Origin of the sequence: Halovenus rubra (genome assembly GCF_026586665.1) — an archaeon.
Taxonomy (GTDB): Archaea; Halobacteriota; Halobacteria; order Halobacteriales; family Haloarculaceae; genus Halovenus; species Halovenus rubra.
Window position 1 is genome coordinate 135,314 of sequence record NZ_JAODIY010000010.1, and the last position, 21,715, is coordinate 157,028.

Here is a 21,715-nt window from a genome sequence, read left to right on the forward strand (position 1 = left end):
AAATACCAGCCCGTACCATACTCTCACGAGAAAGAGAGCCGTGCTGTGGTGACAGCACAGGTCGGAAACGTACTGTCTCACTCGTACCGAAGCGCGTCGATTGGGTCGACACGTGCCGCCCGCCAAGCCGGGTACAGTCCAGAGATGATACCAGTGACAAGGCCCATCGCCGACGCAATAGCAATCCAAATGTACGGGACAGTGAATCCGACTTCCGCGTACAGCGATGCGCCAAACCCAACAGCGAGACCGAGCGGAACACCGACAACCGCGCCAGCCAGACCAAGTAATACAGCTTCGGTCAGAAACAGCAACATAACCTCGCGGTTACGGGCACCGTTTGCTTTCATGATACCGATCTCTTTGGTCCGCTCGGTGACACTGACAAGCATAATATTGGCGATACCAAACGCACCGACAAACAGGGCAAGGACGCCGATACCAGTCACCAACCGGATGATGTCAGTTAACACGGACTCGATACCGTCGACGAGGTCAGCCGTCGACTGGACTGTGATACCGACATCACCGAGCACCTGGGTCGCGTCCGACGACTCGTTGAGATACGTTTCGACGCGCTTTCGCGTATCCGAGACTTCGTCAGGCTGTGCGACCAGTGTGACCTGCCGGTACGCTGGCTGGTCAACGCCTTGGTTTGCTGACGTCGCAGTCGGCCCGGATTCCTGATAATAGGGGTCTGTTGGAACATAGACTGTCGGCGAGAAGTCGCCAAACGAGCCGAACCCGCCGCGAGCCTGTGTGGCAATACCAACAACTGTGACTGTTTCACTGCCGTCTTCGCGGTTGACCGTTATCGTGTCTCCGACGGTGACGTTTGCGTCGAATCGCTCGACCGCTGACTCACTGAGGACAACCTCTCCCGAGACACCAGATTTGAAGGCGCTCCCGGAGACGATATCCTCCTCGGTGAACGCAGCAGGTGTCGTCGCAGTCAGGCTATCAAGAACGAGAGTCTGTCCGCTGTAACTTACCGCAGTGATATCGACAGACCCACGGGGCAGAACAGATTCTACACCGTCGATATTCCGGAGTTGGTCAATGTCGTATGTCGTTACAGCAGGCAACGCAAAGCTATCGAGCGAGCCGGCAAAAAAGCCGCCATCGTCGCCAATTCCGACATCTCCAGTCACAACAAAGATCTCGCTGGCGGATGTCGACTCGAACTCGGAGACAACATCCGTCTGGACGCTCGTTCCAAAGCTGGCAAAGATGATGACCGTCGCAATGCCGATGACGATACCCACAACAGTAAGCGCCGACCGGAGCCGGTGCCCGGTCAGTGACCGCGTTGCCATCCTGAGCCCGTCACGGAGCTTCATGCTGTGGCCTCGGTCTCTTCGACTCGGGTAATCGTGCCGTCGGTCATGTGGATGATGCGATCAGCTCGCTCGGCAATGCGCCGTTCGTGAGTGACGAGCAAGATTGTGTTACCCCGCTTGTTCGTCTCGGCCAGCAACTCCATGATTTCGTTCCCAGTCTCAGTGTCGACGTTCCCCGTCGGCTCGTCGGCTAGAATCAACGTCGGGTCCGTTGCGAGTGCACGCGCAATCGCGACCCGCTGTCGCTGTCCGCCACTCAACTCTCTGGGAAGGTGGTGGATTCGGTCGCCAAGTCCAACCCCTTCGAGGAGGTCCTGTGCGCGGGTCTGTCGTTGCGTTCGGTCCCACTCAGCAAACACGAGGGGGAGAGTCGCGTTTTCAAGTGCAGTCAGCCGGGTCATCAGGTTGAATGTTTGGAAGATAAAGCCAAGCTGTGTCCCTCGAAGCTGTGCTCGTTCAGACTCCGAGAGAGTCGAGATATTTCGGGAATCGACCGTCACATTACCCGATGTCGGCGTGTCGAGTGCCCCGATAAGGTTCAAGAGCGTGCTTTTTCCCGACCCGCTGGGACCCATCACCGCCGTATACGAGCTTTCGGGCAGTTCAAGAGTTACGTCATCCAATGCCGTGACTGTCCCTCCTAGCTCGTATTCCTTTGTCACATTTTGTACGCGGACAACGGCCCCCGACTCCGATGACTCAGCCATGTCTCACAGGCTAGGGGCGGCAGCAGCGTGAATGTTTTGACTGTACAAGGCAAAGGGTATAATTGACTGAGGACCGTAACCTGTTTGAATGGATATAAACGGCCGCGGCCGACTGGAAGTGGCTGTGTTGATTACCTTTGTAGTTGCGTCTGTTGGGGTTATCGCACTATCCGGCTTCGTTCTTGCTGACGACGAGAAGACCGGAGAAGAAGTCTTGACAGAGATTCAAGATACGTACAATACTGCAGACTCACTCTCCGCAGAGACGGTCGTTACCGTCGAGGGTGAAAACGGCACCGAGCAGTTTGACGTGTCAGTTGCGGCGACGGACGACGGACAGCTCCGACTCAATGGGTCCAGCGGGAACCAGTACTTCATGTTGGGGACGAGCGACGAGACAGCATGGGCCTACGAGTCCGCAACCGGTCTCTCCGGTGTTCTCACCAAAACCGGCGAAGACACCGCAAGCGCTACCCTCCGGACTGGAACGGCAGAACGGCGTGGGGCGTTCAATGCCTTGCCGGTCGAAGATGTGAATTTAGATGATACCGTTGATGAACTCCGGTCAGAGATTGACGAGGGCGAGCTTCCCGCCGAATGGCAGGACGCCCTCGACGAACTACCCGGGAACGCAACCCTCGCCGAGGTCGCAGCGAGCGACGAGGTCAACGAGGTACTCCAGAACGAGTCACGCCCACGCACCGAGACTGCTGACGCGCCAGCCGCCGTGTCACTGCCCGAGCAGTGGACGGAGTTCAATGGCTCAATCGAGTTTAACGAGAGCAAAGTCGAGGCCGCACTCACGGAGTTCGACGCCGGTGAGGTGCCCGAAGAATGGGCCGAGGCTGAGTGGCCAAACAGCATCGAAAAAGTGCGGACAGAGGTTGTTGCAATGGTGAGTGACGACAACCGCTCCGAATCGAACAGCACGGTCAAGCTTGTCGGTACGCCAACAGTCGACGGAGAAGAGACACACGAGCTATTGATTACGTCGACCGAACACGACCACGAAACGCGTCTGTGGGCCGGCGTTGACTCAAACGAGATACACAAACTCGAACAGTCGTCGGCCGAGGTGACAGTCACTGTCGACGTACTCGAAACGCGGTTCGACGTCTCTCCCGCAGACAGCACGTTCGCACCACCTGGCACAACGGAGGTTACACGCATCAACGCGACAACGACCGACGAGGCAAGCGAGTTCGGTACCGACGCCTCGTTCGAAGTCGCAGTTCCCGGCGATACATGGACGTTCGAGCACGGAACGACAGTGACAACGGAGATGTCGATTTCGGTCAACGCTTCGTTCAACACTGACGGTTCCACCCTGCTGGGTTCCTATACAGACGGTGACCAGTCACTACTGGTAACGCAGGCGACTGCTGCTCACGACGAGTGGAACGACACTGAGACCAGCACCGTCGGAGACTATGAGGTCGTTATCACGGAGACCGACGAAGGGATTGCCGGGAGTTGGACAAACGGTGAGACGACAACGACCGTCGTCGGTGAGTTCTCGGAGAGCAAATTACGCTCGATAATTGAAGCGATTCGCTACGAAGCAACGGTCGGTTGAAGAGAGTAGAGGCAGCCACGTTCACAGCGCCAGTGGTACCAGTAAGACCCCCATTAATGTCATCCGTCGCGACCCGAAGCGAGCAGGAATCAGACCGACAACAGTAGCAACAACGAAAACCGCGAAACCAATCAGCCCTGTAAACGCAGTTACCAACACACAGAGAAAGAGCAACACGCTCACCGAGAGCCAAGCGTTGTCAACCGAGCCGACGATATTGAGATACCAGTCACCAACTTGGAGGACAAGCACGAACCCAACAGCAGCAGCAATAGCGACACTGCCAAGCAGTATCGGAAGGTTGTGCGGAACATTCGTGCTCTCAATGGCAACAAGGACGCCAGTCCGCGGGTTTCCAAGAGCAATAAGAGCGAACAGAGCAAAGACAGTATTAGCTGTACTAACGCCGCTGCTGGCGACGACAAATGCGCGGGGGCCACGGTAAGGAACGACGACCATCGCTGCACCCGCCGCGATGGCTGCCGAGATACCGGGGAGATAGCCGACAAACGCACCACACAGTGTGCCGATAAAGCCAACGCAAAGAACAACTCTCCGTGAGGTCGTCACCCGGCTGTCAGCTTGTGGCGGAACGCCTTCACCACCCACCGCTTCGATAAGGATAGGTGCACCAAACAAGCCCGCAAAGAGCGGTGCGAGCATGTTACCCGCTGGAAGGACGCCACCTGCCGGGATATCGAGAGTGAGCGCACCAAGTGCACCGCTAAAGCCAAGCGAGAGCCCTCCGCCAAGACGGGCAACCATCGTTCGTTCAGTGATGACGAGAAGCAATGAGACAGCACCAAGCAGTATCGAGAGATGGGCAGCAATCGTTGGGTACAATCGTGTCATCCCGAAGGTGACCGGAATCGCAAGCGGAACCGCGAATGCGACAGCAAGAACGCTTCCAGCCGCGGAGAGACGAAGTGCTTCACGACCCCTTCCCTGCAAAACCAGCTTGTGTCCCGGTAGTGCTGTGGGTGCCATCGCTGGGTCAGGGACACCGAGGGCTAGTGCGGGGACGATATCAAGAAATGTATGTGTGACTCCCGCCGCCAACATTGCCCCACCGACCCAGAGCGGGTCACCCGGAACTGCGGGCGCAAACCCGGCAAGCAACAGCGCAAAATTGTTCGCGTGGAGGCCGGGGACGAGTCCGCTCACTGTTCCGAGCGCGATACCGCCGAAAACGAACAGTAACGTCATTACTGTTGCCTCCGGCGCGACTCCGATTGTGATGTCTGCCCCCATCCTTGCTCACTGGTCGCGTCTTCGGTCTTAAACAGCAGTGTGGACTGAGACACGAACAGAAAGATCAGAGACTACCCCTCACAACCACGGTACCGCTGCTTTTGTTGTGTGTCATGCTGTTATTTAAGGTAACCTAAAATATAAACAACTGCGCTTTTTAGGTTAGCCTAAATGATGACGACACCTTTGAGCAATATCCGTGATTTCATTAACTCACTGGCGACTGAGTCGGGCGAGTACTATTTAGCCTGTGCCCGGACAGGGGACGAGCCAGTGCCAGCAGCGGGCTATCGGTTCGACTCACAGGAGCAGGCACGCGCTGGTGCTAGAGCGACCAAGCAGTACCGTGCACTGCTCCGACGCTACGACGAGCGCGCCCCACAGTACGAGATTGTCGTTTGTCGGGCTGGCTATCAGGAGTGGCCACGCAAAGAGGACGAGACTGGGGAAAAGGAGTGTCGACACAAAGAGTCAGTCGCCGGGAAACAGGAGGGACTGGCATGAAGACAACGCTGGTTGATAAGGCACTGTCGCGGGTCGCCGAGGAACGGACACTACTCCGGAACCTGCAGGCCGCGTTCAATCAGTTCGAACAGGAGGTCCGGCAGCTTTCGACGGCTCCAACCGGTGGTTCACCACGCCAGATGACCGATGGTGGTGTTACCCCAGTCTCAAAGGCGGTGGGGGCTGCGGGCAGTGGAACTGACCGTTGTCAATCAGTTTGTGAGGTGTTCGCCGAGCGTGTCAAACCACACAGTACGGAGGCAGTTGATGGCGACGAGCCAGTGTTAGAGACAGTTCGTCACGAGTTGGGCGACGAGGTAGCACTGGCACTGGCACCGACGACTGACACAAGTTACGATAAGAGAGTTAAGCAGGGCATCCTCGCCGCCAGTCAACAGCGACGGACCGAAATCGAAGCTATGTGTAATGCGCTCGACGCTGAAGAAGTCTCAGTTGAATCGGCACGGGAACTGGTCACAGTAGTAGAGCAGTTCGCTGCGGACGAGGAACCACTCCTTTCGCTCAGTTTTCGAGCGTTACAGAGCCAACACGAGGAACTAGCAGGCTATCAGGACCGCATCAAGAACCGTCTTGAACAGCGCCAGTGCCACCTCCATGGGTCGACGGGAGTCGACGCAAAAATCGGTGTAACCCACCTTTCGCTTGCCGAACACCTCTACAGTTCGTTCACGAGTTCGTATCCGGTGTTGTCTACGCTCACACAGTTGTGCTCGTGTTGCCAAGCGAGTCAGCGCGAAGTACGTGACCACCTTGTTCGGCGCGTCTAACGCCACGTGGTCGCCACTTAGCACCACAGTCGGTCGTCAGATTACGTTCTACTCTCGAAATCCCGTCGCATCGCAATCTCAAACCAAGGGCAAAGACGAAGCTGTCGGTACCACCGGGGGTGGTGATACAGGCGCTCGTAGGGCACCCACATCACACCGCCGACCTCTTCGGGGTCGGGTTCTAAGCGTGTGTCAGTAAGTGTCGCCTGTAACACTGCACAGACCTCGTGTTCGACACCTTCCTCGTGATAGTATCGCTTGTACTCGAAGCGGTCAGTCACCTGTAGGTCGTCGTACTGTTCGGCGGTAACCCCGAGTTCCTCTTCGAGGCGTTCTGTTGTAGCCTCGATCTGTGTCTGGCCGGCAACTGGATGCGAAGCGACGGTTCCGTCCCAATAAGTGTCCCAGAGACGCTTATCAGGGCTTCGTTGGGCTAAAAGGATATTTCCACCCTCGTCGAACAACAACGTGGTAAACGCACGGTGGCGGATGCCCTCACCAGTGTGTGCGTCGAGTCGGTTGACCATCTCCTGTTTGTTATCGTCACCGTCGACCGCGATAACGTCCTGTCCTGCGTTTTCGTGGGTGCTTTCGTCCGCTCCCGTATTACTCATTGGAAGACATATAGCCCAGCCCCGTAAAACCGTCTTCGGAACGGACCAGCACGAATTTTATATCCGAGCAGTAATATGAATCTATGTCAGAGGTTAACAGCCATAATCAGTCGACAAGAGACGGCGATTCTCAGCGGACACGCTCACCGAACGACTGGGCAACCAGCGAACAGCGGCGTTACGCACAGCGACAGGCTGAGTACGCCACACACCACGATGTGGCTGTCGAGTCTCGGGTCGTCGACACCGAGACTGCAGGTCGAGTCCATTATCTCGTCGCCGGCAACCCCGAGGGCAAGCCCGTCGTGTTGTTACACGGCGTCTCGACAACAGCGGCGACATGGCTCGAAATGGTCCCAGCACTTACCGATACGTATCGAGTCTACATCCCAGACAGGCCGGGCCGTGGATTATCTGTGGCCCCGAGTTACCGTGGCCGGGACCTCCGGGCGTTCATGGTCGACTATTTGCTCGACATGTTCGACACACTCGGTATCGAACAGCCACACGTCGTCGGCAACTCACTGGGCGGCCAACAGGCGTTTTTGCTCGCCATCGATAACGACTGCGTCGACCGACTGTGTCTTGTCGGTGGGCCGGGCGGCATCTCAAAGGAGTTTTCGCTCATGTTTCGGTTGCTAACTGTCCGCGGACTGAACCGACTGCTGTTCTGGCTCAACAGCCTCGGCGACCCAATCGAAAGCGCGCACGACCAGACCGAACAGCTTCTTGTCGCCGACGATTCTGGCGTCTCCGAGACGTTTTACAAGCTACTGGCTGCGAGTAGCGAGATGCCAGAGCGGTCGAAGAGTCTGCGCTCACTCCAGAGTGCGCAGGGCTCGTTTGGCCGAATGCACCCAATCTTTAACCTCCGGGAGGAAATCGTCGATATCGAGCGTCCGACTGCGTTTATCTGGGGGAGTGAAGACGCTTTCTGGCCGCCTGACGTTGGCCGTCCTGTCGCCGAGCAGATGTCAGATGCTGAGTTCCACAAGTTGGCAGGCCACGGACATATGCCATGGCTAGAGCCAGACAAACAGACAGAAACACGCGTCCGGGAGTTCCTCAAAGGGTAGTTACTGGTCGTCAGCCTCGGTTTCGCTTCCCAGCGCGCCAAGACGGTGAGAAACATGCTTCGAGAGCGACTGTGTCCCGAATCGAAGGCGAAGGGTCCCGAGCAAACCGACGGGGACAAAGAGGACGAACAGCACGAAGATGATGCCCGCATAGAACTCCCCGTGGCCAGTCATGAACGAATCGAGAGCCTTGCTGACTGTCAGTCCGCCGCTGATAGTCGCATCAAGAAGACTGTCCGGCAGGTTCTGTTCGAGGAACGGTTGGAGACCGCCACCACTCCCCTCACGTGCGAGGAACTCTTCGACCCATTCAAGGAAGAAATACCCAAACAGTGGGCCAACAAGTGTCTTCAGCCCGCCAATGATTGCCGCAACCAGTGCGAACCCGGTCACGAGGAAGAAGAAACTGTTCTGGGGGTCAATAAAGCCCTGATAGCCGACAAGCAGGCCGCCAGCAACTGCACCGAAGAACGCACTGATTGCGAACGCACCCATCTTGTACCAGAACGTGTTGTACCCGATAGCCTGTGCACGTTCCTCGTTCTCGCTGATAGCAATCATTACGCGCCCGAACGGGGAGTGGATGATACGCTGCATAGCGAGATACGAGACCAACACGAACGCACCAATCGCGAAGTAGGAGACGACGATAGCAGCACTCGTTTCGTTGAATATCGGACCCAGATCGATTCCGAGAAGTGACGTGTCACCGAACGCGCCGATTTCCACCTGCAAGGCGTCAACAAGGGGAACACCGAGTTCTGGAGTGAACGTCTCGATGCCAGAAGGTGTTCCGGGTGTCACCCCATCGGACGGGTCGCTTCCGCCAGGTGTGAGAAAGTCAAAGTTCTCTGCCGCGACAAACAGAATTTCTGAGACTCCAAGCGTAATCATCGCAAAGTAAACGCCAGACAGTCGGAACGCAATCAGGCCGACCAGCACCGCTGCAACGGCCGCGACGACACCACCAAGCACCAGCAAGGTCATAAAGGGGAGTTCACCCGGAAGAAGCGGTAGTTGGCCGTTGTACCCGAGGACAACAAAGTACGCACCGATACCAAAGAAGGTAGCGTGACCGAACGAGAGATACCCCGTGTAGCCACTGATGAAATCAAACGACATCGCAAACAACCCAAGCCACAGCACTGTCAGCATTGTTCGGGGTCTGAGAAGTACGGTCTCAGCAATCAGCCCGAATTGGCCAACGAACAGGTCGTAGGCGAACGGGTAAAGAATGAAAAACGCCACCACGAGCGCATGGAGCGCATGGTCGCGGAGGTACTGTCCTGCCCAAGATGGGACCGGCAGCGAACGGGCGGATTCGGGACTCATCCGTGATCACCTTGTCCCTCGACACCGAATAGACCGCGCGGCTGGAGGATGAGCATCACAACTAAGATGGCAAATATCAGCAGTTGGTCCACGTCGGTGAACGTGACCACTTTGACCTGAAACGCCCAGGTGGCTAGCGCATCGAGCATTCCCACGAGCACCGAGGCGACGACAGTTCCCTTGAATGAGCCAAGCCCACCGACAATGACGATGACAAAAGCGGGCAGCAACACCCCAAGCGCGAGCGGAACGTTTACTCGCCAGAGTGGCGACCACATCAACATCACGCCAGCGGCTCCCGCAAGCCCGGAGCCGATGGCAAACACGACAGTGAACGTCCGTTTGATATTAATTCCTAAAGCTCGGGCCATCTCGTCGTCCTCGACGCCAGCGCGAACGAACAGACCGTAGCGCGTCTCGTTAAGAAAATACCAGATGCCGGCCACGGTGAGCACGCCCAGCAGAATCTGGAACGGATGCAGCCCCCCGATGCTGATACCAGCAACATCGAATGTTCCCTGTAACACCTCGGGAACAGTCTCCTCACGTGGAATCGACCAACCGACAGCCTCCCGACCGCTGTTGACGTTCCAGTAATCCACGATTATCCGCATGAGTTCCTCCATCGTAATCGAGATACCAAACGTGAGCAGTATCATGTAAATCGGGGGGTACTCGTAGAGTCGTCTGATGAGTGCCACCTCGAAGACGACCCCCAACAACGCGAGCAACACGAACACACCGATGATAAGCAAGACGAATACACCAACCGAGCTAACAGCGCCCATCGACCCGACACCGACCGTAAGTACCGCTGTACCGGCGATGTAGGCGCCGTACATCGTGAACGCACCGTGTGCAAAGTTGATTACGTCCATCAGCCCGAAGGTGAGCGTCAGTCCGCTAGCAATCATCAAGTAGAGGCTGGCTTTTGCCAGCCCCTCAATGAAGACGCTTGCAAGTTCCGTTGGTGAGGTAAACAGGTTGCTGATGTCGCCGACTGCAAGTGGGACACCGCTCACGCCAGCCGCCAATGATGCTTCGACGGATCCGAGCGCTGCTGTCGTGAGTGCCGTCATGCCGAGAGATACCTCCTGAGGCGTTCATCATCGACGCCAACCTCACTTGTCTCACCCGAATCGACGATAGTTCCGTGATCCATCACGTAAAACCGGTCGGCAAGGTCAAGCGCGAGACCCAGTTTCTGTTCGACGAGCAAGATGGGAACCGATTCAGCCGCCGAAAGCAGTGCCTCACCGACATCTGTGACGATTTTTGGAGCCAATCCTTCACTGGGCTCGTCGACGAGTAAGATATCGTTGCCGCCGACGAGGCCACGAGCAATAGCGAGCATCTGCTGTTGGCCGCCTGAGAGGTCTCCTGCTCGCTGGTCGGCTCGCTCAGCGAGAACCGGGAACGTCTCGTAGGCCAACTCAAGGGCATCAGACATGCTGGCGTTGTTGGGGACTGCTGCTCTGATATTCTCCTCAACGCTCAGCCGACTGAACATCCGACGGTCCTCGGGAATCCAGCCGATACCAGCATCCGCCACCTCGTAGGTATCCTTGCCGGTGAGTTCCTCCTCACGGAACCGGATAGACCCCTCTTGTGGCGGCGTTAACTGGAGAATCGAGCGGAACGTTGTTGTCTTTCCAACGCCGTTTCGACCGAGCAAGGCGACGACCTCTCCTTTCTCGACTGTCAGGTCGACACCCTGGAGAATGTGACTCTCGCCGTAGTAGGTGTGGACCCCATCGAGTTCAAGAAGCGTCATGCAACTCCCTCCGTGCGCTCTAAGTCGCCCGGCTCGTAGCCACCGAGATACGCATCCTGAACTTCTGGGTCACCCCGGATGGTCTCTGGCTTGCCGTCAGCGATAATCTCGCCCTGATTGAGGACGACAATCCGGTCTGAGACATCCATCACGAGGTCCATATTGTGTTCGACCAACAACACCGCGTGGTCGGTGGCGACATCCTCGATAATCCCTCGGATATCGTCGACATCCTCAGTTGAGACGCCAGCGTTTGGCTCATCGAGCAACAACACATCTGGGTCGCCAGCAAGGGCAATACCGACTTCGAGCTGGCGTTTTTCGCCGTGGCTGAGGTTTTCGGCCGGCTCCGTGGCTTTTCGATCAAGCCCCACTCGCTCCAGAATCTCGTGTGCCCGCTCGTAGTGTTCGTCGAAAGCGTTGACGTTCCGCCAGAACTGCCAAGAGTCGTCGCTGTGGGCCTGCTGTGCGATACGGACGTTTTCCAAAACAGAGCTTGTCGGGAAAATATTTGTTATCTGATACGAACGGTGGACGCCAAACTGTGCAGTCTCGAAGGTAGTGTGGTCGGTAACGTCGACCCACTCCTCGGAGCGTTCGAGTTCAATGCTGCCCTCGCTGGGTTCGAGTGCGCCAGTTAGAAGGTTAAAAAACGTTGTCTTGCCGGCCCCGTTTGGGCCGATAAGCGACGTGAGGCGGTCGTCGAGTGTAAAGTCGACACTATCGACGGCCGTGAGGCCACCAAATCGTTTCGTAAGAGCCGTCGTCCGGAGCATTGCTTACGATAGGTCGCAGTTCACGTCCTCAGCAGGAATCGTTACATCGTCTTGTGAGACCCGGTTTAGGGGTTCTCCGGGCATGATAGCCGCCGGCCAGTTTTCCTGACTATCCGGCGTGACTGTGACGGGCGCGACAGTCATCTCCGAGCGTGCCTGGTTGTTGTACTCTTGGAATGTGTAGCCGTTCTCACCTTTCGGTGTGTCGGTGACTGTCATTCCGCTCATTCCCTCCACGACGGCGTCAGCACTGACTTCGCCTTGTTCGTTCATCGCCTGAACAACTGCCGAGGCGGCGGTGAACGCACCGCTGGTGAACAGGTCCGGAACGACACCATAGGTGTTTGAGTGACTGTCCACGAACTGGTCGTTAATTGCGTTGTCGTACTGGTTCCAGTGGTACCGTGTCGTGAACGGGCCAAAGTTTGCTTCCTGTAGTGCCTCATTGCTGAAGTCATCAAGTGCCCCTTGCAGGGCGTTCCCTACGACGCCTAAGGTTAGTCGAGAGGCGAACCCACCGAACATCTGGAAGTCGTAGTCGCCAGCGAGGAACGAGGAGAAAAATCCAGACAGACCGGCGGCCGTGAATCCACCGACAATCGCCTCTGCGCCGGCATTCTGGGCTTCGTCGAGCAGGCCGGTCCATTCGGGTTGGTCGAGGTCCTCCGGGACAGCGCGCTCCTCAGCGATGGTGACACCGCGGTTCTCGAGGACAGTTCGGTAGTTGTCAACGACGGACTGGCCGAAGGCGTCGTCAGCACCAAACAGTGCAATCTGTTCGACGTCAGTCTGGTCAGCGATGTAGACGCCACCACTCCGGGCATCCATCGCCGTATTCTCGTTGGCACGAAATACCAAGTCTCGGCATGTTCCCTCACCGGCTGTAATCTCAGCTGAGGCGGCTGGCCCAGCGATAAAGGGCACTTCAGCCTGGTCGACAACGCTGTTGATGACCGAGATTGCGCCGCCGGAGTTCCCGACGCCGTACAGCATGTCGACATCGTCTTGTGTGACCAGTTCCTCAGCGAGTTGCTGTGCCTGTGTCGGAGCGAACTGGGTGTCACGGGCACGAATTTCGACATCGATATCGCCGACTGGGTAGCTGTAATCTCCCGCATCAACCGCGTCGGCCGGCAATGGGTCGTCGTCGGCCTTGTGTGCGAGGCCGCTGTAGAATCCGGCTGATCCCTGTGCACCGTATATCGCCAGTTGCCCGGAGAAGTCTTGTAACACACCAATTCGAAGGGTTCCCGAAAGGTCTTCGGACGTGCTATCGCCTCCATCTGACCCGTTTCCTCCATCTGACCCATCGCCTCCATCTGACCCATCCTCACCGTCACTGCCGTCGGAACTATCCGTCCCGTCACTGCTGCCATCATCACCGTCGCCACCATCATCATCTCCTGTACAACCTGCAAGTGCAATGGTACCTGATGCGCCAAGTGCGCCGAGTACACGTCGGCGTGACAGTTTCTCAAGATCCATGCAAACAATTCACACGCCTGTACACATAAAGTATCAAGTTTATATGTTAACATCACTGTATAACCTCGCTCCCGTCACCGGGTTTTGCCAACCAATCGCTCAGTGACTCAAATGATGATCGGAGTTACTGTTTTGTGGCGACAAGACAAAAGAAAAACAACTGGCCCCGACCAGAGTCATCGGACGACGACTCACAGACCGAACAGGCAGGTTATTTGCCGAACGGTCCGTCATCAAGTCCATCTGTATCCGACTCGGAAAGTGATTCGAGCGTCTGGACGACGTGACGGGTCACTTTCTGCTGGCCACGGCGGAGGTTCTTCGAGAAGGCAGGGGCCGAGATATCGAATTGCTCGGCGAGTTCGTTTAGCGTTGTTCCCCGCGGTGACTCGAAATACCCCTGGTCAACCGCCGCTTTCAGCGCCTCTCGTTCGACCTCCGTGAGGTCACGGCAGGCATCAACCAGTTCGAGTCCAGCGTTAACATTCGTCACTGTCTCCTGAACCAGCGGCCCGCCATGTTCATCGCGAGACATTACATCAAACTCGTTGTTGTGGTCAAGTTCCGAGAGCGCTTTGTCGGCGACACCGGCAGAGTCGAATCCAACGTGCCACAGTTCGGAGCCGTCCTCAATGTAGAATGGACCAGTGATGAATCCGTCATGGGACCGGATGCGGTCCATCGCATCAGTCTCGTGGATGACCGTGCGAATCTGCGCGGTGTCGTCCCAGCGCTTTCGAAGCTGGTAATTGTACATGTTCGAGTGTTCACGGAGCGCAGTCATCCCGTTATTGAGCGCCGACCGACTTGCTCCCTGGACGACCATTCGTGTCTCCAGTTCGTGGTTAGACACATCAAACTCCCATTGCACGGCCGAAAACGACACATCGTGGTCCAGGGTCGTGTCAATAAACGGGCAGTCGTGTTGTTCCATTTCCATGGAAATGTCTATCATATACCATACCTCCTTGTATATTCTGCGCCACCTGCAATATTAAATGCTTGCTCTGAGAACGGCTGAGCGATGACAGTCCACGAACACGGGGCCCGTCCGTATCGGTGGGTGGGCGCGCTGAGCGAAAAGCGAGCGACGCTGACGCCCGAACGGACGGCGTTGGTCGACGCCGACACCAACACGGAGTACACGTATGCTGACCTCGATAGGCGAGCCAACCGGACCGCCCGACTCCTCCGGAAGCGCGGTGTCGACGACGGCGACAGAGTAGCTGTCGTCTCCCGTAACCGGCCAGCGGTGGTCGACTGTTATTTCGCTACTGCAAAGCTCGGAGCGGTACTTGCACCGCTTTCTCACCGGCTCGCACCGCGTGAGCTTGCACTCATGCTCGACGACATCGACCCTGCCCTGTTGGTCGTCGAAGCCCCCTTCGCCACAGAGTTGCGGGACGCGCTCGACCACGACGAGTTTTCACACGAGATACCTCCGCTTCTCGGCCTCACTGGCCCGGAAACCGACCATGAGTTTGGCTCTGGCCCCGAGGGGTCCACATGGCACCGCTACGAGGAGGTCCTGCCAACAGATGGCTCAGCGGTCGAGACCGCCGATATTGCACTCTCTGACCCACATCTCTTCTTGCACACAGGCGGTTCGACCGGTCTGCCCAAGCAGGTCGTCCAGACTCACGGCTCTATCGCCTGGAACGCGTTCAACACCATCATTTCGTGGGGATTGCGTCCAGACGATGTGACGCCGATGCTGTTTCCGTTCTTTCATACTGGCGGGTGGAACGTTCTCACGATTCCGCTTTTTCACCTCGGTGGAACAGTTATTATCTCTCGCGATATCGAACCGACGACAGTTCTCTCACTTGTTGAACAATGGGGTGCAACGGTGCTTGTGTCGGTGCCGGCAGTGCTGCGATTTATGGTCCAAGACGACGACTGGGAGTCGACGACTCTCTCCTCGCTACGGTTCGTCAAAAGTGGCGGTGGTCCGTGCCGTGACAGTATCATCAAGGCATGGAACGAGCGTGGCCTCTCGCTCACACAGGGATACGGCCTGACCGAGTGTGGCCCGAACAACTTTGCCATGCCTGAGGGATTCCCACAGGAAAAGACCGCGAGCATCGGCACCCCCGGGCTGTACGTCGATGCCCGCGTGGTCGACGATGACGGAACAGAACTTCCGGTCAAAGAAGTTGGCGAGCTCGAACTCGCCAGCCCCCACGCCACAAACCGATACTGGAACAATGAAGAAGCGACAGCTGAGACCTTCGGCCCCACGAACAAGGATGACTCGAATGGCGACGGCGAAGCGTGGGTGTCGACGGGTGACCTCGCCCGTGTCGACGCGGACGGGTATTATTATATCGAGGGCCGCAAAAAGAACATGTTCGTCTCCGGCGGCGAGAACGTCTATCCACCTGCAATCGAAGACGCCATCGCCGACCACCCGAAAGTCGATGAGGTCATTGTCATACCGGTCCCTGATGAACAGTGGGGCGAAGTGGGTAAAGCCGTCGTTGAAGGCAAAGAGTCCCTGACGCTAGACGAACTAGACACTTTCCTCGACGGAAAGCTCGCTGGGTTCAAGCGACCACACCATCTGGTTGTTATCGATTCGATGCCGACAAGCGGTCCGTCGAAAATTGACCGACAAGCCATCGAATCTGCGTACGGCGACTCATCGTAAGCTACACTAGCCTCGCATCAAGTTCATCACTTCCTCGACGACAGCTGGTTCGACTGCCACGACATACTGGGTATCAGCTGTTAGCGTCGTATCTGAGCCGGCAATCTGTTGGCCATCGTCGTCAGAGACAATGAGCGTGCCGTCGGGAAATCTGACTTCATCGAGTTGTTTCCCGGCGGCTGGTGCTCCCTCCGCAACACGGACCAGCAGGATGTCGAGGTTTCCTGTTAGGTCAGCAAGCGTCTGGACGTCGCTTCCGATAATCTCGTTTGCTGCCACTCGCGCCCCTGCTCGTTCGGGGAAGAGAACGGCATCAACAAGATTGGAGCGGCCGCGCCCAATGGCATGATCGATACGTGCGACCGTCCGGATGTCGGAGGTGAGTTCGGAGCCGGCCCGACAGACACTCATGTTTACCTCCGTTTGCCCGGTGAGACCGGCGATGACATCGGCTCGTTCGATGCGTGCCTGTTCGATTATGTCGGGGTCCGTCGCGTCACCGTGGATAATTGTCGCCATCCACTCTTCGGCGATCTCAGAGACGGTCTCTTTGTCGCGTTCGATTATCGTCACATCGTGTCCGCGGTCGACGAGTATCTCGGCTGTCTGGAAACCGACACGCCCGCCGCCCGCGATGATTACGTTGTAATCGTTTGTCATTGTTAGTCCTCGATTTTTATCGTGGGTTCCGTATCCGTATCCGGCGTTGCCGGCTCTGTCGGCGTCCGCATGCGGTTCAACCCGACGTATGCGACTCCACCAAGCAGTATCCAGCCCGCGCTGAGTCCGAGCGCAAGCGGGTCTGTTCGGAGCAGGTATTCGATGAGTACGCCGGTCAAAAGCAGGTTAAGCGCGATTCCGATAAGCGGCGGCACTGGGTAAAATGGCATCTTGTATGGCCGGTTCATCGCTGGCCGTTCGCGACGGAGGCGGATGACCGCCACGTTGACGATAATAAACGAGAGCAAGAAAAACAGGCTCGACATGTTGCCAGCGCTCTGGGTCGGCAATGCGACCGAACCAAGCATGACAACCGCACTCGCCAGAATGGCGACAAACGGCGTGCCGTAGCGGTGGTGAAGTTGGCCAAAGGACGGGAGCAACTGTCCTTCCCGCCCCATCGAGAACGCGACTCGTGAAGAAGCGATGACGACCGCGTTCAGTGCAGTTAGTGTCGAGAACACCGCGCCGAAGACGATGAGTGCACCGCCGTTCTGGATGACAGGTAGCCCCGTTGGCATGAATTCTGTCGCGGCTGTAGCGATACCAGCCTCGCCAGCGTCGGCCAGCCCTTGTGCGCCGAGTGTCCCGACAGCAACAATCACGACCGAGAGGTAGACAACCACGGTCGCCGCGAGACTGATGAAAATCGCCTTTGGAATGTTCTCTCGTGGGTTCTTGACCTCCTCGGTGACCGTCGTGATAAGGTCGTATCCTTCGAAGGCAATGAAAGTAAGCCCCATTGCCGGCAAGACAGCTGCTGCGCCTTTTTCTTCAGGGAATAATGGCTGGAACTCAGCTCCCGAAAACATCGACGACGTAGCTCCGAAGGCGACAAACACCAGCAGGATGCCGACCTTGATGATAGTGAAAATCGTCTCGATGCTCCCACTTGCGGCTGTCGAGACGGCATTAAGCGCCACTAGCCCAAGCACTGCGATAAAGGCCAGCAGGAAAGCAGGAGGCACTGCAACGTCGACCAACGGCACTGCAATCGCACTCACTTCGTCCGGTGGAGCGACCACGCCATACACGTGTAACAACTCAAGAAAGTTCGGTGCGAATCCAAGGGCGTACAGTGCCCCGGCAATCATATAAGCAAACCATAACATCCAGCCCATTATAAACGAGGAAAGGTCGTCAAATATCTCTCGGACGAATGCGTACCCGCCGCCACTCTTCGGAATCGAAGCAGCGAGTTCAGCGTACGAAAGACCCGTAAACGCGGTGACGACACCATTCAGCGCAAAGACAAGAATTGCTGCCGGGCCAGCGAGTTCGGCCGCCAAGCCGGTCAGTACGAAGATTCCTGCGCCAATCATTGCCCCCATCCCAATCATTGTCGCGTCGAGCAAACCAAGCTCTGCCTGTGGCGAACGGTTCTCGTTTGTCATCGCTTTTTATTGTTTCCGAGACACATAGATGCCGTACACTGCATATATCGTCCCGTCCCACTTGAGAACAAGGGGTGGTCATCGAACAGTGGGAACCAGCGGACCATTTTTGTTGCTTTTCTAGAACATCGACACCAGACAGTCCGGGATAATAGCCCACTGGCAGCCAGAGGTGGCGTTTACTCTGAGGGTACGTTTGGGCTAATATCGACACGCTGGTCGCCGGCAATCTCTGTCTCGGTTTCGCCGGTCGAAACTGTCCCCCTGAAGGTTGCGTCGCCGCTGCTGTTGTCCGGGAGCCGGGCCGTAAGCTGGATTGTCGCTACCGTTTGGGTCTCGGCGTCCCACTGGACCTCAACCACGCCGTCGTCTGTCTCGGTAGTAAGCGGCGTTGGCCCGAACGTCTCGACCTCAGTTGGCGTGCCTGCCGGTCGCTCAGTGAGCACCGTGAGGCCGGGTTCGAGCGGGACCGAAAGCGTGACCTCGTACGACGAGCCCGAGTCGAGTGTCGAGGACTCTACTGACCGGGTCGGTTCCGTCGGTACTGTTTCCTCTCCGCCAGTACTTGGCCGTGACTCAGTCGACGGTGCACCCGCTGTTGCCGGCTCGTGTTCAGTGACCGTGCTGGAGGGGTCACCGTTTACCGACGGCGGCTCAGTCCCGTCTGACGACGGCGAACCGGAAGCACCGCCGGAAATTTGTTCGTCAGGGCCGAGATACTTCGTCCAGAGGACGAGGAAACTCGGCAAGACAAACACGCTCGAAAGGAACGCGTAGATAATCGTGAGAGCAGTGATGAGGCCGAACTCCTGAAGGGGCGGAAGGATGGCGAGAACGAGGACGCCAAACCCACCTGCCGTTGTCGCTGCGCTGCCAAGCAATGCGCCACCAGTCCCGGTGACGCCGCGTTCAAGTGCTTCCCACATGCCGTTACCGCGGGTTAACTCCAGACGATACCGTTCGCTCATGTGGATGCTGTAGGCGACACCAAGCCCGATAGTGAGGCTGGTAATCGTCCCAGTCATCACGTTGAACGGAATCCCGAGCAGGTACATCGAGCCAAGAATCCACGCCACCGAGAGGAGAATTGGCGTGAGTGTAACGGCACCGAGCGTCGCGCTCCCGTGGGCCAACCGGTAGGCAATCATCAAGAAGGCAAAAACAGTCACCATCGTAATGAGGAGACTCTCGATGACGGTGTTGAACAGTTCCTCCTCGACGATGTTGAACACGACAAGTTGTCCAGTAGCGAGAGACGATCTGTCGGTCTGGTCGAGGGTCGCGGCTATCTCGCGAGTTGCGTCGTTTGCTTGGGCCGCTGTCGCGTCACCCTCCATCGAAATAACCATCCGGGCAGACTCGTACTCGCCATTATTCCGATAGATGATGTCGCTAGCGCGGTCGGGTGCCGTCTGGAAGAATGCATCGTAGACGGCAGTGAGATTCTCATCGGGGATGTTGTCACCATCGGTGTCCGCACCAACAAACGTCTCGTTGAACGTCTCGTTTTCGGCCGCAACGGTCTGCATTGTGTCGAGTGGGCTCCGAACATCCGGAACCCCCGAAAGCGTCTGGACAACGTCTTGCTCGCTGGCAGTGTCGGTCGCGGCGTGGATATCATTTAACGTGTCGTCAGTCGTGATATCTTCCTCAAGCAACACTTGTGTCGTCGTATCCTGCCTGACGAACTGTTCGTTGACGAACGCCAGGTTGGATTTGACGCTGTACTCACCGGGTGCAAACTGGCCCGGCAGCGAATCCGTCCATCCCGGCGGTTCATCTGCAATGAAATCTTCTTGTTCGAAAGTCGTATCGACCTGTGACGCACCGTATGCCCCGCCTGCAGTGATAAGTAAGGCAAGAATCACAACGATAACGGGCATCCGCTTTGCCAGCACTTGCCCACCCGAGAGAATCCGAGTGAAGATGCCGCCACCGGTTCCAAACGCCCGCTTTTGCCGGTCCCATCCACGCGCTTGGAGGAACGAGTCAATCCCGACTTTCGCTGCCGGGATAAACGTTCCAAAGATGAGAAGCGTCGATGCGATACCGAACGCCGACACGATGCCGAAGTCCCGAATGGGTCCGACCGGGCTGACGAGGTTCGAGAGGAATCCGAGCACTGCCGTCACCGTCACCCAGATAAGCGCCCCACCGAGACCGAGTAACACCGACCTCATGGATTTTCGGGTGTGTTCGTCGCTGTCGGTGTGTTCCTCACGATGGCGCATGAAGACGTGAATCGCGTAGTCGATTGATAACCCGACCAGCAACACCGGGACTGCAATCATAATCTGGTTGAACGCGATATCGGCCCACCCCATGAAACCGAACGTCCAGACGAGCACGAGCGCGATACCGAACAGTCCCAGAATAATATCGATCGGGTCACGGTAAGCAATCGAGAGCACGACGATAACGAACAACAACGCAAGCGGCAGCACAATAGCCATCGAGTCGGCCATCGACCGGTCAATCTCGTCGCTGATGATACCAGCTCCAAAGACCAGTCCGTCATCGCCGTAGCGCTCGTCGACGGTATCAGCAATAGCAATTTGACTGTCAACAATGGCATCCGGGGCCGACCCTTGGATAACCTCTTGTTCGGGTGCCTGCGTCACAAACAGCTGGCGGGCGTCAGCCTCAGTCGACCCACGCTCGAAGTTAGTTGGAACGAACGCGAGTGGGTCTCGTGGTGCATCCTCGCCCAGAACCTGCCCGAGAACCTGGTCAAGTTCATCAGCACTCATGCCTTCGAGGGCTGCGCGTTGCTCTTTGAGCGTCGGGTCAAGCGATTCGATAGCCCCAGCCTCAGCTTCGAGCTGTGTTGCACGTTCCTCCAAGCTGGCCGCCTCCTCGGCGAGAACTTGTTCCCGAATGCCACCGTAGACGGCCATGATTTCGGCCTCTAACTGCTTGAACTGTTCGTCACGTTCTTGCTCAGAGAGCTGGCCAGCTTCGTACTGCTGTTTGACGCCAGCAAGCTGTCCTTCGAGGTCTCTGAGCTGGGTCCGCAGCTGTTCGTAGGCTGCAAACGACTCGTCGTCGAGTTGTTGGGCTGCTTGCGAGCCGATAGCGTCAAGTTCGGTTGCCAGTCCGTCGGCGTCAGCCGCGTAGGCTTCGCGGTCGATTTCGCCCTGTTCGAAGGAGGCATTCAGCCGGAGGAACTCCTGTTCGAGCGCGCGCGTCTCGTTGAGTCCGTCACTGAGGCGCTGGCCGGTGGCTTCAAGCTTGGCCTTTTCATCTTCGAGGTCGGACCGGCGCTGTTTGAGTGCCGTGGCCCGCTTTTGCTTGATAGCTGCCGTCGCAACGACGTTCGAGAGGTCCGCAAACGCATCCTCGGACGCGAGTGTGGACGCAACCTCGGGGTCGTCACGGATGGTCTGTTGGAGCTCAATTGTCGAAATGAGCGACTCGCGGGTCAAGACATTGTCTCCAGACGAACCACTCTTGACGACAACCTGTACTGTTGTTGTATTCTGTTCTCCTGTAGCGAAGTTTGCCTCGATGTAATCGAGGGCCTTGCTTTCGTCGGATTCAAACTGGAATTGGTCGAGCCCCGACGTGTCGTCGAGGAACATCATGCCGGCACCCATGCCGATGCTCAACAGAAGCATGACAACGACGACGACCGCGCTTCGCTCTGTCACCAGTGAAACAATCCTGTCTGCCAATTTCATCGAGAGACACCCTCCGTAGTCAGCGTTCGAGACAGCTGTCTCATCGGA

Annotated in this window: 18 protein-coding genes; 5 read left to right on the forward strand and 13 right to left on the reverse strand. The window is 57.1% G+C overall.

The window, feature by feature from the left end; translation table 11 throughout:
• Positions 1–77 precede the first annotated feature (77 nt).
• Both N5098_RS09915 and N5098_RS09920 read right to left on the reverse strand, forming a co-directional pair.
• Entirely contained in the window at positions 78–1,340 is a 1,263-nt protein-coding gene (locus tag N5098_RS09915) for an ABC transporter permease (protein WP_267637711.1), read from the reverse strand.
• The gene (locus tag N5098_RS09920; protein WP_267637712.1) at positions 1,337–2,047 is read right to left on the reverse strand and encodes an ABC transporter ATP-binding protein; all 711 of its coding nucleotides are present in this window, start codon (positions 2,045–2,047) and stop codon (positions 1,337–1,339) included. Before N5098_RS09920 ends, N5098_RS09915 begins: the two co-directional genes overlap by 4 nt.
• Before the next feature lie 88 nt (positions 2,048–2,135).
• Here N5098_RS09920 and N5098_RS09925 point away from each other — a divergent pair, with 88 nt between their 5' ends.
• Positions 2,136–3,623: a hypothetical protein gene (locus tag N5098_RS09925; RefSeq protein ID WP_267637713.1), complete on the forward strand. Its 1,488-nt coding sequence runs from the start codon at positions 2,136–2,138 to the stop codon at positions 3,621–3,623.
• 21 nt (positions 3,624–3,644) lie between these two features.
• Here N5098_RS09925 and N5098_RS09930 read toward each other — a convergent pair whose 3' ends face one another.
• On the reverse strand, positions 3,645–4,874 hold the full coding sequence (locus tag N5098_RS09930; protein WP_382230892.1) for a tripartite tricarboxylate transporter permease: 1,230 nt from the start codon (positions 4,872–4,874) through the stop codon (positions 3,645–3,647).
• A 171-nt stretch (positions 4,875–5,045) separates the two neighbouring features.
• Between N5098_RS09930 and N5098_RS09935 the strand changes: the two genes are divergently transcribed.
• Positions 5,046–5,378 carry a DUF7552 domain-containing protein gene (locus tag N5098_RS09935; RefSeq protein WP_267637714.1) on the forward strand — a complete coding sequence of 111 codons (333 nt, stop codon included), beginning with the start codon at positions 5,046–5,048 and terminating at the stop codon, positions 5,376–5,378.
• Entirely contained in the window at positions 5,375–6,166 is a 792-nt protein-coding gene (locus N5098_RS09940; protein ID WP_267637715.1) for a DUF7260 family protein, read from the forward strand. Before N5098_RS09935 ends, N5098_RS09940 begins: the two co-directional genes overlap by 4 nt.
• Before the next feature lie 41 nt (positions 6,167–6,207).
• On the opposite strand, the gene N5098_RS09945 is transcribed toward N5098_RS09940, so the two are convergent.
• A complete protein-coding gene (locus N5098_RS09945) occupies positions 6,208–6,780 on the reverse strand; it encodes an NUDIX hydrolase (protein WP_267637716.1) in 573 nt (190 codons plus the stop codon).
• Positions 6,781–6,863: 83 nt separating this feature from the next.
• On the opposite strand from N5098_RS09945, the gene N5098_RS09950 reads away from it, so the two are divergent.
• Complete coding sequence (locus N5098_RS09950) at positions 6,864–7,856, forward strand: alpha/beta fold hydrolase (protein WP_267637717.1); 993 nt, start codon at positions 6,864–6,866, stop codon at positions 7,854–7,856.
• On the opposite strand, the gene N5098_RS09955 is transcribed toward N5098_RS09950, so the two are convergent.
• The 6 genes from N5098_RS09955 to N5098_RS09980 form a co-directional block, all read right to left on the reverse strand.
• Complete coding sequence (locus N5098_RS09955; protein ID WP_267637718.1) at positions 7,857–9,188, reverse strand: branched-chain amino acid ABC transporter permease; 1,332 nt, start codon at positions 9,186–9,188, stop codon at positions 7,857–7,859.
• A complete protein-coding gene (locus tag N5098_RS09960; protein WP_267637719.1) occupies positions 9,185–10,267 on the reverse strand; it encodes a branched-chain amino acid ABC transporter permease in 1,083 nt (360 codons plus the stop codon). The genes N5098_RS09955 and N5098_RS09960 overlap by 4 nt, the downstream gene beginning before the upstream one ends.
• Positions 10,264–10,962 (reverse strand): ABC transporter ATP-binding protein, encoded by a 699-nt coding sequence (locus N5098_RS09965; protein WP_267637720.1) that lies wholly within the window; start codon positions 10,960–10,962, stop codon positions 10,264–10,266. Before N5098_RS09965 ends, N5098_RS09960 begins: the two co-directional genes overlap by 4 nt.
• The gene (locus N5098_RS09970) at positions 10,959–11,738 is read right to left on the reverse strand and encodes an ABC transporter ATP-binding protein (RefSeq protein WP_267637721.1); all 780 of its coding nucleotides are present in this window, start codon (positions 11,736–11,738) and stop codon (positions 10,959–10,961) included. The genes N5098_RS09965 and N5098_RS09970 overlap by 4 nt, the downstream gene beginning before the upstream one ends.
• Positions 11,739–11,741: 3 nt before the next feature.
• Positions 11,742–13,223: an ABC transporter substrate-binding protein gene (locus N5098_RS09975; protein ID WP_267637722.1), complete on the reverse strand. Its 1,482-nt coding sequence runs from the start codon at positions 13,221–13,223 to the stop codon at positions 11,742–11,744.
• Positions 13,224–13,434: 211 nt separating this feature from the next.
• On the reverse strand, positions 13,435–14,178 hold the full coding sequence (locus N5098_RS09980) for a helix-turn-helix domain-containing protein (RefSeq protein WP_267637723.1): 744 nt from the start codon (positions 14,176–14,178) through the stop codon (positions 13,435–13,437).
• Between the two features lie 69 nt (positions 14,179–14,247).
• Between N5098_RS09980 and N5098_RS09985 the strand changes: the two genes are divergently transcribed.
• Positions 14,248–15,873 (forward strand): AMP-binding protein, encoded by a 1,626-nt coding sequence (locus N5098_RS09985; RefSeq protein WP_267637724.1) that lies wholly within the window; start codon positions 14,248–14,250, stop codon positions 15,871–15,873.
• A 6-nt stretch (positions 15,874–15,879) separates the two neighbouring features.
• Here the strand turns inward: N5098_RS09985 and N5098_RS09990 are convergent, their stop codons facing one another.
• The 3 genes from N5098_RS09990 to N5098_RS10000 all read right to left on the reverse strand — a co-directional run bounded on the left by N5098_RS09990 (position 15,880) and on the right by N5098_RS10000 (position 21,667).
• On the reverse strand, positions 15,880–16,533 hold the full coding sequence (locus N5098_RS09990; protein ID WP_267637725.1) for a potassium channel family protein: 654 nt from the start codon (positions 16,531–16,533) through the stop codon (positions 15,880–15,882).
• Between the two features lie 2 nt (positions 16,534–16,535).
• Positions 16,536–17,987 carry an APC family permease gene (locus N5098_RS09995; protein WP_267637726.1) on the reverse strand — a complete coding sequence of 484 codons (1,452 nt, stop codon included), beginning with the start codon at positions 17,985–17,987 and terminating at the stop codon, positions 16,536–16,538.
• 179 nt (positions 17,988–18,166) lie between these two features.
• Entirely contained in the window at positions 18,167–21,667 is a 3,501-nt protein-coding gene (locus N5098_RS10000) for an MMPL family transporter (protein WP_267637727.1), read from the reverse strand.
• Positions 21,668–21,715: the final 48 nt, after the last annotated feature.